The following is a 16,080-nucleotide window of genomic DNA, read 5'->3' on the forward strand; positions in this document are numbered from 1 at the left end:
GATCTTCATAGAGGTGGAACTGCGAATCTGTAATTGAGGTTATGATATCCGTAATCTGTATACACAAAGCAGGTGATACGTGTGCGTAATCATTTATATAATAGCAGAATGTGATTCTATCATAATTTCTAATCTTGTGTGGAAAAAGACAAAAAACGCTAATCTGTAATTGGGGTAATTATACCCGTAATTTGTCTACAATCCTTTCATCTTATTCTTCCGACCTTTGTACCGTCGAACGAAACTCTATACTTTTTGGGTATATGAGATTAATTATAAAGAATATGGATAGAAAAGGCTTTTTAAAAAATACGATGATAGCAACCGGAAGTTTACTATTAGGAGGGGCGGGCATCTATCGGTTGCTGAATGATAAAGGACCGGCAGATAATCCGCTTCCCCGAACAATAGAAAAAATACATCATGGAAATATGAAAAAGGTACTTGTCATTATGAGTGCGGGGACAAAACTAGGTAATACAGATCGGTTGACCGATGCTTATATAAAAGGATTGGTTGAACGGGGACATTCGGTGACAAAAGTCTATCTGGGCAGTATGCGGATAGAAGGATGCAGAGGATGCGGGGTATGTCAGCGGCTCGCTCATCAATGTGCGGTGAAGGACGGTATGCACGACATATATCCTTTGTTTGCAGAATGTGATACTGTAGTAATGGCTTCGCCTCTGTACTTCTGGACGATCACATCGCAGTTGAAAGCTTTTATAGAGAGGCTTTACGCCATCTCTGCCGACGACAAATATCCGCAGAAGGATTCAGTATTGCTGATGACAGCCGGTGATGATAATGAGAGCACCTTTGAGCAGCCCAAACGCTATTTTCGGTTTCTGAATCAGGCGTTGGGCTGGAATGAAGTCGGAGTATATTGTGCCGGTGGTTGTACCGGATGTGAGAAGTTGGTACGGCAAATAGATAAAGAACATCTTGAAAATGCCTATAAAATGGGATTGGAGTTGTAAATAGCAGATTAAATATGGAACAAAAGAATAAATTAAAACTTAATTCGGGCGGTTTGCTCGTATTTATCCTCACAGTCGGTGTTTTTGGAATTATAAATACCGAAATGGGAGTGGTGGGCATACTGCCTTTAATAGCTGAAACTTTTAAGGTCTCCGTACCGCAGGCAGGCTGGACGGTGAGTGTTTTTGCATTGGTGGTAGCGGCATCGGCTCCTATCACTCCGTTGTTGTTTTCGGGAGTAAACCGGAAGAAAGTCATGCTATTGGCACTGGGATTGTTTACGCTGAGTAATATCATATCCATGCTTACTACCAATTTTACAGTATTATTAATTGCACGGATACTTCCCGCTTTCCTTCATCCGGTATATGTATCCATGGCTTTTACGGTAGCTGCAGCATCAGTAAGCAAGGAAAAAGCTCCAAAGGCGGTCTCAAAGGTCTTTGTCGGTGTATCTGCCGGTATGGTGCTGGGGGTTCCGGTGACCAGCTTTATAGCCAGTGAGGTTTCGTTCTCTATGGCAATGTTGTTTTTTACAGTTGTAAATGCATTGGTTCTTATAGCTACTATTTTGTTTATTCCCTCCATGCCTGTAAAGGAAAAAGTATCTTATGGTGCACAACTCAGTGTATTGAGAAAAAAGGTGATGTGGCATTCTATTATTGCCGTTACTTTAATCAATGGGGCTATGTTCGGGTTCTTCAGCTATATGTCGGACTATTTGAAAACAGTGACGGAAGTATCATATAGTGTAATTAGCGTCGTGTTGCTTGTCTATGGTTTGGCGAACATTGTAGGTAATGTACTTGCCGGAAAACTATTATCTATCAATGCGCGGCGTTCAATCATTATCATGCCCTTTGCGTTGTTGGTTTCCTATATATGTCTTTTTATGACGGGAGAATGGATTACAGCTGTGGTAATTATTATTCTTATTTTGGGTGTATTGGCGGGTATAGCCAGCAATAATATGCAATATATGATTGCGGAAGCTGCTCCCGAAGCTCCGGACTTTGCTAACGGGATGTTCCTGACCTCTGCCAATCTGGGAACAACAATCGGCACAGCCATATGTGGAGCTTTCATCACAGAAATGGGTACACAATATTCTGTATTCGGTGCATTGCTCTTCCTGATTGTCAGTATGGTGTTTGTTTATTTGAGGATTCGTGTGCCGCATTCACCGAAACAAGTTAAAATGAATATGGCAACAGAATGATGAAATCTACTAATATAGAAAACTCAGCCTCGATTCAGTCTAAAGAACATTATATTCTGCTGGATGCTTTATGCGTTAGTCGGACTCTTTTTGCCTTTGTTTCGTAAAGTTTCCAATAAGGGATTATTGATAACTTCCGCCTTTTTTTATTATTGCCGGCTGGATTGGCGAGTGGATATGGCGTATGCTCACTTACAAGAAAAGAATAAAAATATATAATCCGTAATTGGGGTAATAATGTCAGTAATTCATCTACAAACACTCTTTTTATTTCACCGTATTTTTGCAATGTAGAAAGTAGACAATCAATTCATTAATAATTAAATGTAAGAGATATGAAACGAATATTATTATTAACCGCTGTATTTATTATGATGCTTGGAACCAGTTTTTCTTTCGCACAGGCTGATGCGGATAACTTTTATAAAAGTGATTGGGTAAAGGTAGAAAAGGTTTCTTTTTCTAACCAGTATAAAATGAAAGTAGCCGGCAATCTGTTTTTGCCGAAGACCATGAAAGAGGGAGAGAAATATCCTGCCATCATTGTCGGACATCCGATGGGAGCGGTCAAGGAACAGAGTGCGAATCTGTATGCTACTAAAATGGCGGAACGTGGTTTTGTAACGTTGTCCATCGACTTGTCTTTTTGGGGTGGAAGTGAAGGTGAGCCGCGCAATGCTGTTTTGCCAGAGCTATATGCGGAGGATTTCGGTGTCGCAGTAGATTTTTTGGGTACACGTCCGTTTATCGACCGGAATAATATTGGTGTAATCGGAATTTGTGGCAGCGGAAGTTTCGCTATCAGTGCGGCCAAGATAGACCCTCGTCTGAAAGCGATTGCAACCATCAGCATGTACAATATGGGTACAGCCAGCCGCAACGGACTGAAACATGCGCTGACTTTAGAACAACGGAAACAAATCATGGCTGAGGCAGCAGAACAGCGCTATGCAGAGTTTCTGGGCGGAGAAACTAAATATACCGGTGGCACTGTACACGAAGTGACAGAAAGCTCTGGTCCGATAGAACGCGAATTTTATGAGTTCTACCGCACTCAGAGAGGAGAGTTTACTCCCGAAGGAGCAACTCCGATGACTACCACACACCCTACACTTTCAAGTAACGTGAAATTCATGAATTTCTATCCTTTTGCTGATATTGAGACTATTTCACCTCGTCCTATGCTTTTCATAGCAGGGGAGAATGCCCACTCACGCGAATTTAGTGAAGATGCCTACCGACTGGCTGCCGAGCCCAAAGAACTGTACATTGTACCCGGTGCGGGGCATGTAGACCTTTACGACCGTGTGGGTCTTATACCATTTGATAAATTGGAATCCTTTTTTAAGGAATATCTGAAGAAATAAGTATGAACAGGAGAACCGGAAAAACAGAAACAGTTATGAAGCGCTTATTTATGACAACTTTGGTAATGTTGACGTTGTCCGTCAGTTTCGCCTCGTGTGGCACGGATGATACGGAGTTTGCTCCGAATACAGGAGTGCCGGCTCCACCGGCAAACAATGACGATAATAGTTCCAGTGGTGGAGGCAGTGATAATCCGGGTGGTGGGAACGATAATCCCGGAGGAAATAATGACGACAGTGACGATGAAATAATGAGTAATAAACTTCGGATTACAATAGGTTCTTCCTCGTTCGATGCTACGCTGGAAGACAATGAAACGGTAAAAGCATTCAAAAAGTTACTGCCTATGACAGTGAATATGCCGGACTTGAATAGAAATGAGAAATATTATTATTTATCAGGTAGTCTGCCAACGGCTGCATCCAATCCGGGCACTATCCTTACAGGCGACCTGATGCTCTATGGTTCTAATTGCGTCGTACTTTTCTACGAGAGTTTTTCCACCTCATACAGCTATACCCGGCTGGGACGTGTGAATAACTCTTCCGGACTTGCTTCGGCATTAGGTTCAGGAAGCGTGACAGTAACTTTCGAACTGCAAAAAGAATAATTGCATCACGATCATTTTAGAATAATCATCAAGAAAAACAGATAACTATTTAAATAAAAGACAATCGAATCATGAAACAAATTAAAAATACACATTACGAAGGCGAACGTCCTTTGTTCGCATCCCACGGGCTTTATTTGGAAGAAGTAACCATTCATGCCGGTGAATCGGCACTGAAAGAGTGCAGTGATATAGAAGCGGTAAACTGTCGTTTCGAGGGAAAATATCCGTTTTGGCATAATGATGGTTTTGTAGTTAAAAATTGCCTCTTTACCGAAGGAGCACGTGCCGCACTTTGGTATTCCAAAAATCTGAAGATGAAGGATACCTTAGTGGAAGCACCGAAGATGTTTCGCGAAATGGACGGAATCGAACTCGAAAATGTACAGTTGCCCAATGCTTTGGAAACACTCTGGTATTGCCGGAATGTAGAACTGAACAATGTGAAGATAAATAAAGGAGACTATCTCTTTATACACGGAGAAGATATCCGCATCAAGAATTTTGTATTGAATGGCAATTACTCCTTCCAATATTGCAAGAACGTAGAAATCCGCCATGCTGAAATCCATTCGAAGGATGCATTTTGGAATACGGAGAATGTGACAGTCTACGATTCTGTGCTGGACGGTGAATATCTGGGCTGGCATTCTCAAAACTTACGTTTGGTGAATTGTAAAATCTCGGGTACACAACCGCTTTGCTACGCACACGACCTGATAATGGAAAATTGTACGATGGCAGATAATGCTGACCTTGCTTTCGAACATAGCAGTGTACAAGCAACGATTAAAAGTCCTGTTCATAGCGTGAAGAATCCGCGTACGGGACGTATTGTTGCTGAAAGTTTCGGAACGATTATTCTGGATGAGAATTTGAAATCTCCGGGAGATTGTGAACTGAAACTTTGGGATGGCCTGACCTGTTTTGATTGAGATATGAAGTATAATTTCGATGAAGTTGTTCCACGCAGAGGTACGAACTCCTATAAATGGGATTCTGCCGGAGATGCGGATGTGTTGCCGATGTGGGTGGCTGATATGGATTTCCGTACAGCTCCCCCTGTTGTGGAAGCGTTGAAGAAACGGGTAGAACATGGCATTTTCGGATATGTGCGTGTACCCGATGTTTATTATGGGACGGTGGCAGGATGGTTTGCCGGACGTCATAACTGGCAGATCGAAAAAGAATGGATTATTTATACTACCGGAGTAGTACCGGCCCTGTCGGCTGTAATCAAGGCACTGACCACTTCCGGTGATAAGGTAGTGGTGCAGACCCCCGTATATAACTGCTTTTTTTCTTCTATCCGCAACAACGGATGTGAGGTGATTACCAGTCCTTTGATTTATGAGAATGGAACTTATCAGATGGACTTTATAGATTTAGAACAGAAAGTGGCTGATCCGGGTGTAAAAGTGTTGTTATTGTGCAATCCGCATAATCCTGCCGGAAGAGTCTGGACAAAGCAGGAACTAACTCGTTTGGGCGAAATATGTCTCCGAAATGATGTGTGGGTAGTATCAGATGAAATTCATTGTGAACTTGTTTTTCCGGGACATACGTATATTCCTTTTGCTTCTGTCTCGGAAGAGTTTCAGATGCATTCCATAACTTGCACTTCGCCCAGTAAAGCTTTTAATCTCGCGGGGATTCAGATTGCCAATATTGTTTCTGCCGACGCTGATATCCGTATGAAAATAGATAAGGCAATTAATATAAATGAAGTCTGCGATGTAAATCCGTTCGGTATAGAGGCGTTGATGGCTGCCTACACTGACGGTGTGGAATGGCTGGAAGAACTCAATCGATATCTATTTGCCAATTACCATTGTTTGAGAGCTTATTTTGATGAATATCTTCCCGAATTTTCAGTAGTGTCGTTGGAAGGTACGTATTTGGTATGGGTCGATTGTTCGGTGTTGAAACAGCCGTCAGAAGCTATAATGAAAACTCTGCTGGATAAGGAGAAGCTTTGGGTAAACGAAGGAAGCTTATATGGAGAGGCTGGTGAAGGTTTTATCCGCATCAATATCGCTTGTCCGCGGCAGCAGTTGATAGAAGGATTGAAAAGATTGAGGCGGGCGTTGAAACAATAAAATAATTGTCAATTTATTGAGAGGTCCCCCTTCTCACTCCCTGTAAATACTGGTTGAATGAAGTAACATGGAAAGATTGAATTGCTTGAATAGGAAGGTGGTAGGTGTTATCGTCGCTTATTTCCTTATTTATGTAGTCTGGGGTTCCACCTACTTTTTCATAGGTGTGGCTTTGAAAGACTTTTCACCTTTCCTGCTCGGAGCATTGCGGTTTACAGCTGCCGGGTTGATACTTCTTGGAATCTGTTATTTACGGGGAGAACAGATATTTAAGAAAAGCTTAGTGAAGAGTTCTGCCATTAGTGGTATTGTATTGTTGTTTGTAGATATGGCTGTTGTAATGCTGGCACAACGTTATCTCACAAGCAGCCTTGTGGCTATTATTGCTTCCTCCACAGCCCTTTGGATTTTACTGCTGGATATCCCGATGTGGCGCACTAACTTTTGTAATCCTTTCACAATCATAGGTGGCATGATTGGTTTTTGGGGAGTAGTAATGCTTTATGCCGAACAGTTCCATGCTGAATGGTTGCATCCATATAGTGAACGTGGTGTTTTGCTTCTTATTTTCGGATGTATCTCTTGGGCATTAGGAACGTTGTATGCCAAATATCGATCATCCCGTGAAGAAGAAGTGAACGCTTTTGCCGGTTCTGCGTGGCAGATGCTTTTTGCCAGTGGAATGTTTTGGATTTGTGCCGCTATGAGCGGAGATGTTCAGGAAGCGGATTGGGGTAAAATATCGGCAGGAAGCTGGTTCTCCTTGTTATATTTGATTTCTTTTGGTTCTTTGCTGGCATATTCGGCATATGTCTGGTTGTTGAAAGTGCGTCCGGCTGCAGAAGTAGGGACACATGCTTATGTCAATCCTTTTATAGCTGTTCTTTTAGGAGTCTTTTTAGGAAATGAGCAAGTTACTTTTATTCAGATATTCGGTTTATTAGTGATTCTCTTGGGGGTGATGCTGATTAGCAGGAAATATAACAGGAGAAAACCATCTTTGTAGCTATTACTTTCAGGATTACAAACGAAATTTGTTAGGAGTTATTTTTGCTCTATCCTCAAAATCCATGATTGTGGTATAAATATCTGTAAATCGTATACATTCGGGTCGGACCATTTCCCGTAATTTTGTAACTGGTAATTTAATATTAAAAAGGTATAGTAATATGAAAAAGATTTTATTAATTCCATTGATGCTGCTGACGATGATACCGATGGCGGCATGTAGCGGATCAAATGCAGATCTGATTCTTCCGGAACAACAACCTGAGAATTCCGGTAGTGGAGATGAGGACGATTCTACAGATCCGGCAGACCCCACTCCCGGGGGTAACGGACGATATCTGGTGCTTTATTGCTCGCGCACAGGCAGTACAGAGCGTATGGCACAGCAGATTCAAAAAATACTTGATTGTGATATTCTGGAAGTGGAACCCCAAGTGGCTTACGACAGTGATTACGATGGAATGCTCAGTCGTGCGCAGGAGGAACTGTCTGCTATCCGTCAGGGAAATTATCCGGTGATTAAGACTTCGGTTGAAGATTTTGACGACTATGATATTGTGTTTGTCGGCTATCCGATCTGGTACAGTAGTATTGCCACACCGATGCAGACGTTCCTGCACAATCATGCTTCGAAGCTCTCAGGTAAACGTATTGCCCTTTTTGCCACCAGTGGTAGTAGCAGTATCTCTACATCGGTTGATGAGGCACGGGTGCTTTGCTCCGGTGCCACTTTCACCGAAACGCTGCTTCTGACTTCTTCGACGCTTTCACAGATGGAAAGTCGGGTGTCAGCGTGGCTCGAAACACTTGGTGTCAGTCGTGAAAACAATTATCCATCTACTTCTATGAATTTAAAGATTACAGTCGGAAACCGTACAATTACCGCCACAATGGAAGACAATGCTGCTGCGAAGGACTTCCTTTCGCGTTTGCCACTGGAGGTAACGCTGAATGATTATAATAATATCACTGAGAAAATCTTTTATCCGTCGCCTGCGCTGACTACGACAGGAGTGACACGTGGCTGTGCACCTGTGCCCGGTGATATAACGATTTATGTGCCATGGAATAATGTGGCGATCTTTTGTAAAAGCTGGTCGCAAAGTAACGACTTGATAAAGATTGGCCACATTGACGCTGACGGAATGGCGGCATTGAACGTTACGGGTAATATTGCTGTGAAATTCGAGCGACAGTAGCTCAGTGAGATGCGGAAGTTTCTGAATCATAAAACAATATATATCACTATGAGAAGATTATTTTTTATTTTTGTAACAGTCATCGGAGTTTTGCAGATTCCGATGCAATCTATAAATGCACAGAATATGAAAAAGGAAGAAGTACCTCAAAACCTCAGCGCATTTCCGGTAGGAAAGGAAAATGCAGGATTCGAACAATACTTTACGGGAAAATCCTGGCTGGCGCCGCTGACCGGTAACAAAGACTTGAATGTCCCTATGTTCAATGTTACTTTTGAACCTGGTTGCCGAAACAATTGGCACAGCCATACAGGCGGACAAATCCTGATAGCCGTTGGAGGCGTAGGATATTATCAGGAACGGGGTAAGGCAGCACGTCGTTTGCTTCCCGGTGACGTCGTTGAAATAGCACCTGATGTAGAACATTGGCACGGTGCCGCTCCTGATAGTTGGTTTTCGCATTTGGCTATTGAATGCAATCCGCAGACCAACAAGAATACTTGGCTGGAACGGGTGGACGATGAACAGTATGCTGAAGCTACGAAAGATGACAGAGGAGGCGGACTAAGTGATACTGACCCCGAACTGGACGCGATATGGGGTCATTTTGCCAAAGAAGTGCAGGAATACGGTGACTTGAATACTAAAACCCGCCTGATGGTGACATTGGCATCCAATATTGCCTCGCAGGCCCGGACTGAATACCGGATGATGCTTGAAAGCGCTCTTAATGCAGGTATTACTCCGATAGAAATAAAGGAGATCCTTTATCAGGCAGTAGCCTACGCAGGTATGGCTAAAGTGATGGATTTTATCGGTATCACTAATGATGTATTATTGGCCCGTGGTGTTCGTCTTCCCTTAGAGGGACAGTCGGTTGTTTCTTCCGAAACCCGTTTCGACAAAGGACTGGGGTTGCAGAAATCCATTTTTGGTGAGCGGATAGATCAGATGCATAAAAACGCTCCCGAAAACCAAAAGCATATTCAGCGTTATCTTTCTGCCAACTGTTTCGGAGACTATCAGACACGTAACGGACTGGATGTGAAGATGCGCGAACTGTTAACGTTCTCAATCCTTGTTTCTTTGGGAGGTTGTGAATCGCAGGTGAAAGGGCATATACAGGGGAATGTCAATGTAGGTAACGATAAAGATACTCTGCTGGCTGTTGTAACCCATCTATTGCCTTATATCGGTTATCCGCGCACACTCAATGCGATAGCTTGTCTGAATGAGGTGATTCCGGAAAAATAATCAAAAAATAACACTCAAACGATAAACAGTATAATCTGTTTGAGCGTATCTTTTTAAGAATTCTTTTTGGAGTGATGCGGAAGGAAACGATAGGTAATGTCCTCCATTGTCCCATTTACGATATGGTACAGACGCTGATTGGTTGTTTCAGACTTTAATCCGCCCAGAGTTTCTATGTAAGGTCCTAACTTTATATATTGGAAATAAGACACATTAAAATGATCCGGTAATTTCGATTTCCCGGAATACCAGCCGACTTTTACCGGAGCGATAGTCTGCCTGCTTAGATATTCAGCCAGCCGTTCTACTTCCGCAGGTGAAGCATCGCCACCCATAAAGCAGACGCACGTGACAGCCTTTCCGTACTTGTCGAGCAGTACGGAAAGGCTGTTTTCATTCAAGGGCTCTCCAACGTTCTCCATCAGGTAAGGACTATGGCAGCCTTTGCAGTGATTGGGGCAGTTGGAGAGATTGATAGCCAGCGTTACTTCGTCCGGTATCTCTTGAAATACAATATCGTAATCAGCGTACCGAAGCATAATATCTGAGGTCTGCCTCCTTTTGACGTGCCTGGGAGAAATTGCTGATACGTTTCATGTAGCCGATAACGCGGGTCAGATAGTCCACATCCTCGCTATGACATTCGGGACACTCGTGCAGATACCGTTTGTCGATGTGATGACATTTATTACATACGGTGTTCGGAATGTTGAATGTAAAGTAATTGCAGCCTTCGGTAGCAGCCACACGGAGTAATTGCCGGTATTGTTCTTTGCTAAGATGTTCTTCCAGGTTCATGTGCAGAGCAGAACCACCTGTCAGATGTTCGATATAGCGATGGCCATGCAGACGGAATTTATCGACGATGTTCAGCGATTGATCTTCTACGATATAGAAGTAACTGTTATAGCATTCGCGGTAAGTCTGGAATCCTGCTTCCTTGTCCCATTTCGCATGCTTCACTCCGACATTTTCGGCAGGAATCATTTCACAGTTGAACAGAATGTCTTTTGTACGGTATTTCTTGTTATATTTTTCAATCATGCCGAGAATTTCCTGTACAAAAGCTTCATATTTAGGATTATCATTAATGTCGATTCCCATGAACTGCGCGGCTTCCACCAGTCCGTTTACACCGATAGTAAGATACTGACGACTCATATTGATGTAACCGGCATCAAACAGCGGCAACATTCCTTTTGCCTGCAGTTGCTTCAGATTCTCATTATAGGCCAGTTGTACTTTATGAACCAGATCGACTACTTCTTCCAGAAAGAAAGGATAAAGCATGCCGGATTTTACAGCGTGCTGGATACAGCGGTTCAGATTGATGGTGAGCACACTTTTAGAACCGGTAGAAACTCCTCCGGCTCCCAGCGTATAACTGAAACCGTTGTCTTGTATCTCATTACGCAAGCGGCAGCAACTGCTCAAAGAATCGGCCTTGTCGCTCATATAAGTAAAGAAGGAATGCCCCTCTGCATACATCTCGGCAGTGAAGTCACCGTATTCTTTATCCAGCACGTCACCGTCTTTTGTCAAGAGTGCCATTGTCTCGACAGGGAATGTCAGTACGGTGCGGGTGCGTTCTTTATTAAACCATTTCATAAAACGCTTCTGCAACCAGCTGAGTGAATCCCAGTCGGGCTTGCTTCCATCCGGGAAAACGAAGTGCTCGAAAAGGCTGTTGAAATAATACTTGTCATAATAAGCTACATTCCAGAAGACAGCCTGGAAGTTGCGTGCTCCTGTAGGCTGGTTGATGGAATAGACGATTTGTTCGAAACAGTCCGTTATGACTTTGTCAATCGATCTTTGTTTCAGGGATAGGTCTGCGAGTTTATCGGGGTTCTTATAATAATCCTGTCCGTATTCCAGTCCTATGAAATAGTTCATATACATCAGAAACTCGGGCGTAGCGCATGCCCCGCTCAACATACTCGATACGATGAATACCATATTGACGAATCCGCCACAGAAAGATTTCAGATTGGTGGGGGCAGTGGAATTGCCTCCTACGGCTGTTGTGCCTGCTATCAACCAGGGATACATCGTAATACTTGCACAGTAGTTGGCAAGATTGGTTTCATCATTCTTGTAGATGAAGTGATGATTCAGCAGGTCCAGATAACGGTCGGATATTTCTTTGCCGTACATATCTTTCAGGCGGTCTATCAACAGGCGGCGGTTGAGGCGGATAAAATTCGATTTGGGGAGTTCGCCTATCAGTGTGGCGATATTCTTGTTCTCCACATTGGCGTTGGAATCGTATTTGCTGCCGGTAGCCGGATTGGAAGCGTCGCAATAATCGAGAAGAAATTTGAGCTTGTCCCTTACTTCCCGGTCTTCCAGATGTTTCTGGCGATACAGCATATATGCCTTGGCAACGCTGTAATAATGCTCTGCCATCAGGGCGACTTCCACCTGATTCTGGATTTCTTCTACATTTGTCCCGTCACTGATACTGACACGACTCAACACGTTGGTGATAACATCCTGTGTTGCAAAACTTCCTACTGACAAGAATGCCTTGGATATTGCATTCTTAATTTTGTCGAGGGAAAAAAGTTCTTTCTTCCCGTCCCTTTTGATAATAAATATCTCCGAACTGATCATACCTATATTTTAAGAATTAACAAATATAATTTGTGCTTACATAGTTATTCGTGCACGACAATTTCCGGAGCTTGTAATAAAATGGATCTGTGTAGGATTCGTTCTATTGCCTTTCACCCGAAAGCCTGGAATAACGGCTATCATATCGGCAGGTCTTCTGACTTGTTTCTGTTGTGACGCCTTCCCGGTTTGTTCAGCAAACCAGTGGCGGATGAATGCCACAACATTTCTCTCATTCTGATGGAGGGATAAAACTTACAGCTACGGGGATAGTTCCTGATTTTCACGGGATTCCCTTTTAATTCCGTTTCATGTTGATGATGATTCGGAAACCGATGTTACCGGCAAAGTTAGAAATTAAATCAATAATCTAACTGAAAAGGGGATAAAATTATTCGGCTATTATTAGCATATATCTGAAAGCCGTTATGCTGATTCCACTGTGCATAATAAAAAGAAAAAAATCTTTTTCGAAACAGGATACACAAACCTGGATACTGTCGCAAAGTGAAAATAAAGTGTTAATCTCATCGATTTGTGTCTTTTATCAATGTTCTGTTTTTAATATTTAGAATGAATGTTTTCGGTATGATTTTCTTCAGATAGAGAAAATTATGCATATAAAGATGAAATAATATACACTTTCTGAAGGTTTTATTGCATCAATATAACTGTTATATGTATCATAACAATGCATGAAACAGGTTGTTCCTTTAAATGAAACGGTCCGTTGGTTTTAAAGGAACGGGGCATTGGTCGGTGAGGAAGGTTTGTTTTCTTTGCAAGGAAGGGGAAAATCTCTTTTTCAACCAGCTTTTTACGCTGGTTGTTTTCATTTTCCATCACTATATATTGTGTTAACTTGGAGTAATATTCTTACAGTTGACATTATTTTGGGTGTAACGGCTATAGAATTGTATCATATCGCAATATAATAATCGATATTCCTGTTCATTGGATATTTTTAGATTGGAAATCCAGCCGTTTTTTCGATCTTCCTTCTGATCCCTCTGTATATTTCGTATCCAGTTTTTGCATAATAGTCGTTCTTTCATATTTGTTCTCTAACAGGGAATGCCGGAACATACATGTATCGTTTCTCCTGGATGGATTGAGTAAATAGATGTTAATTCAGCTAGAGACCTGCGAACTAATATTTGATATGGAATGTTGTTTAATCTAAATAACGAGCTTTAATTATGAACTAAAAAGTTAGACATGAGCAAATAAAACATTTCTAATAATTTAGCAAATGAAACATTACAATTTAAAAAAGAATGATTATGAGAAAATCTATTATTTTATTAGCTATGGTATTGGGCGCTTTTACAGCGAATGCCCAGACTGTTGTGGAAGGTACAAAGTTTGCAGATAATTGGTCTGTAGAAGTAAACGCCGGTGTGATTACTCCTCTTACTCACAGCGCTTTCTTTAAGAATGCACGTCCCGGTTTCGGAATCGGAGTCTCCAAACAATTAACTCCTATATTTGGTTTAGGATTGCAAGGCATGGGATATATCAATACTACCCAAAGCAAAACAGCTTTTGACGCATCTGACGTTAGCCTGTTGGGTAAAGTAAACCTGATGAACCTGTTTGCAGGTTACAAGGGTGTTCCTCGTTTGTTTGAGGTTGAGGCAGTAGCCGGTGCGGGTTGGCTGCACTATTATGTGAATGGCGATGGCGATCAGAATTCATGGTCTACCCGCTTCGGATTGAATCTGAACTTTAACCTTGGTGAAAGCAAAGCCTGGACTTTAGGAGTGAAACCAGCCATTGTATATGATATGCAAGGTGACTTCAATCAGGCAAAAAGCCGTTTCAATGCCAACAATGCGGCATTTGAATTGACTGCCGGACTGACTTATCACTTTAAGACCAGTTCAGGAAACCGTTACTTCACTGAAGTGAGAGTTTACAACCAAGGCGAAATTGACGATCTGAACGCTTCTGTCAATGCTCTTCGTGGACAGGTGAATAATAAGGATGGTGAGTTGAACAGCGCTAACCAGAAAATCAGCGGATTGCAGCAGGAACTTGAAGCATGTCGCACTAAGGTTGTTCCGGTTGAAACTGTGGTAAAGACTGCCCGTGTTCCCGAATCTATCATTACTTTCAGACAAGGCAAATCATCGGTTGATGCTTCACAGCTCCCGAATGTAGAACGTGTAGCTTCTTATATGAAGAAATATGCCGACTCAAAAGTAGTGATCAAAGGATATGCTTCTCCGGAAGGTAGTGTGGAAGTCAATGCCCGAATAGCTGCGGCTCGTGCAGAGGCTGTAAAAACGATCTTGGTCAACAAATATAAGATTAATCCGGCACGTATCACTGCCGAAGGTCAGGGAGTAGGTGACATGTTTACCGAACCGGACTGGAACCGTGTAAGTATATGTACTATTGAAGATTAATAGGATATGTAAATAGAATAGGTGAGGGCTGTCCTTGTATGGGGCAGCCCTTATTTTGTTTTAAAACAAAATACGAATGGACGAAGTACAGAAAAATGGGTAAAGTCATTGTTTGTTTATTTAAAGTGACTATTTTTGGCAAACCATCCGTTTTATGCTGAAAAGAGTGGCAAAGCAATTGAAATAAAACTATTTATGGATATACATGATATCATTGACAACATATATAAACTGCCGGATGTTTCGAAAGAAGCATTATTGAGTGATGCTTCCGAAGTGGTATATCCTAAAGGTTTCCATCTGTTTTGGGCAAACCGTAAAAGCACTAAATTTTATCTGATGAAGAAAGGGATGCTGCATGCCTACACCCATAAGTCGGATAAGAAAGTTACATTCTGGTTCGGGAAGGAGGGAGATGCTATTTTCCCGTTGCAAACTCTCTATGATAATCAGGCGGGATATGAGAATATTGAACTTTTGGAAGACAGCGCCCTGTATGAACTGAGTGTTGATAAATTGCATAATCTCTATCTGGAAGATATACACATAGCCAACTGGGGAAGGAAATTTGCCGAAAGAGAATGTATCAAATCAGAGAAACTTTTTATTTCCCGACAATTCAAAACTTCATTGGAGAGATATCAGGAACTGATATCCGACTATCCTGATATACTTCAACGCGTACCGCTGGGTATTATAGCGTCATATTTAGGTATCTCGCAGGTCAATCTAAGTAGAATCCGGGCAAAGATCAGGTGATTTTTTATCAAATGTAAAATTCCTTTTTTACAAATGTAAAATAGAGGTGGACGGAAATTCATGACCTTTGCAACTAAAAACAATAAGTGTTATGAACTGGATTCTTTTGATTTTGGCAGGATGTCTCGAACTGGTATTTACCTTCTGTCTGGGAAAAATAAACAGGGTTATAGGAGTAGAGAAATATCTGTGGTCATTGGGGTTGCTGATATCTTTATGTGTCAGTATGCTTCTCCTGATAAGAGTAACAAAGGCATTGCCCGTTGGCACAGCTTATGCTATATGGACCGGTATCGGTGCGGCAGGCACTGTGTTGATCGGTATCTTTTTCTTTAAAGAACCGGCAAGCTGGAGCAGAATGTTCTTTATCTTCACATTGATTTGCTCCATCGTTGGTTTGAAATTGGTATCACATTGATACCTTATGGTATCATAAAAAAATAATTATCGATTATAATTTGGTAGTTATGAAAACAAAGCCCATATTTGCAGCCCAAAAATAAGGACAGGCATAGAAAATCCTCATCGGAGGGTGCTATAATAATAATTATGGTGC

14 protein-coding genes and 1 riboswitch are annotated in these 16,080 nt (G+C 42.0%); of the genes, 12 read left to right on the forward strand and 2 right to left on the reverse strand.

Annotated features, from left to right (window positions below; all coding sequences use genetic code 11):
- The first annotated feature begins 263 nt into the window (after positions 1-263).
- The 9 genes from BLW31_RS12750 to BLW31_RS12790 all read left to right on the forward strand — a co-directional run bounded on the left by BLW31_RS12750 (position 264) and on the right by BLW31_RS12790 (position 9,738).
- On the forward strand, positions 264-980 hold the full coding sequence (locus BLW31_RS12750; protein ID WP_224207192.1) for a flavodoxin family protein: 717 nt from the start codon (positions 264-266) through the stop codon (positions 978-980).
- Between the two features lie 14 nt (positions 981-994).
- The gene (locus BLW31_RS12755; protein ID WP_074759570.1) at positions 995-2,200 is read left to right on the forward strand and encodes an MFS transporter; all 1,206 of its coding nucleotides are present in this window, start codon (positions 995-997) and stop codon (positions 2,198-2,200) included.
- A gap of 335 nt (positions 2,201-2,535) precedes the next feature.
- Positions 2,536-3,567, forward strand: coding sequence for an alpha/beta hydrolase (locus BLW31_RS12760; RefSeq protein ID WP_010538655.1), 1,032 nt, complete (start codon positions 2,536-2,538; stop codon positions 3,565-3,567).
- A gap of 35 nt (positions 3,568-3,602) precedes the next feature.
- Positions 3,603-4,178, forward strand: a complete 576-nt coding sequence (locus tag BLW31_RS12765) for a cyclophilin-like fold protein (protein WP_029425617.1) — start codon at positions 3,603-3,605, stop codon at positions 4,176-4,178.
- 71 nt (positions 4,179-4,249) lie between these two features.
- A complete protein-coding gene (locus BLW31_RS12770; RefSeq protein ID WP_010538653.1) occupies positions 4,250-5,113 on the forward strand; it encodes a DUF3737 family protein in 864 nt (287 codons plus the stop codon).
- Positions 5,114-5,116: 3 nt separating this feature from the next.
- A complete protein-coding gene (locus BLW31_RS12775) occupies positions 5,117-6,277 on the forward strand; it encodes a MalY/PatB family protein (RefSeq protein ID WP_010538652.1) in 1,161 nt (386 codons plus the stop codon).
- A gap of 67 nt (positions 6,278-6,344) precedes the next feature.
- A complete protein-coding gene (locus BLW31_RS12780; protein ID WP_010538651.1) occupies positions 6,345-7,283 on the forward strand; it encodes an EamA family transporter in 939 nt (312 codons plus the stop codon).
- Positions 7,284-7,446: 163 nt separating this feature from the next.
- On the forward strand, positions 7,447-8,484 hold the full coding sequence (locus BLW31_RS12785) for a cyclophilin-like fold protein (RefSeq protein ID WP_010538650.1): 1,038 nt from the start codon (positions 7,447-7,449) through the stop codon (positions 8,482-8,484).
- A 48-nt stretch (positions 8,485-8,532) separates the two neighbouring features.
- A complete protein-coding gene (locus BLW31_RS12790; protein ID WP_010538649.1) occupies positions 8,533-9,738 on the forward strand; it encodes a cupin domain-containing carboxymuconolactone decarboxylase family protein in 1,206 nt (401 codons plus the stop codon).
- Positions 9,739-9,791: 53 nt separating this feature from the next.
- Here BLW31_RS12790 and nrdG read toward each other — a convergent pair whose 3' ends face one another.
- Positions 9,792-10,277 (reverse strand): anaerobic ribonucleoside-triphosphate reductase activating protein, encoded by a 486-nt coding sequence (gene nrdG / locus BLW31_RS12795; RefSeq protein WP_010538648.1) that lies wholly within the window; start codon positions 10,275-10,277, stop codon positions 9,792-9,794.
- Positions 10,261-12,354 carry an anaerobic ribonucleoside-triphosphate reductase gene (gene nrdD, locus BLW31_RS12800; RefSeq protein WP_010538647.1) on the reverse strand — a complete coding sequence of 698 codons (2,094 nt, stop codon included), beginning with the start codon at positions 12,352-12,354 and terminating at the stop codon, positions 10,261-10,263. The genes nrdG and nrdD overlap by 17 nt, the downstream gene beginning before the upstream one ends.
- Positions 12,355-12,484: 130 nt before the next feature.
- Positions 12,485-12,706, reverse strand: a riboswitch (cobalamin riboswitch).
- A gap of 925 nt (positions 12,707-13,631) precedes the next feature.
- On the opposite strand from nrdD, the gene BLW31_RS12810 reads away from it, so the two are divergent.
- From BLW31_RS12810 to BLW31_RS12820, 3 genes are all read left to right on the forward strand, one after another.
- On the forward strand, positions 13,632-14,765 hold the full coding sequence (locus BLW31_RS12810) for an OmpA family protein (RefSeq protein WP_010538646.1): 1,134 nt from the start codon (positions 13,632-13,634) through the stop codon (positions 14,763-14,765).
- A gap of 195 nt (positions 14,766-14,960) precedes the next feature.
- The gene (locus BLW31_RS12815) at positions 14,961-15,524 is read left to right on the forward strand and encodes a Crp/Fnr family transcriptional regulator (protein WP_010538645.1); all 564 of its coding nucleotides are present in this window, start codon (positions 14,961-14,963) and stop codon (positions 15,522-15,524) included.
- Positions 15,525-15,615: 91 nt separating this feature from the next.
- On the forward strand, positions 15,616-15,942 hold the full coding sequence (locus BLW31_RS12820; RefSeq protein WP_010538644.1) for a DMT family transporter: 327 nt from the start codon (positions 15,616-15,618) through the stop codon (positions 15,940-15,942).
- Positions 15,943-16,080 lie beyond the last annotated feature (138 nt).

It is taken from the genome of Bacteroides faecis MAJ27, assembly GCF_900106755.1.
Taxonomy (GTDB): Bacteria; Bacteroidota; Bacteroidia; order Bacteroidales; family Bacteroidaceae; genus Bacteroides; species Bacteroides faecis.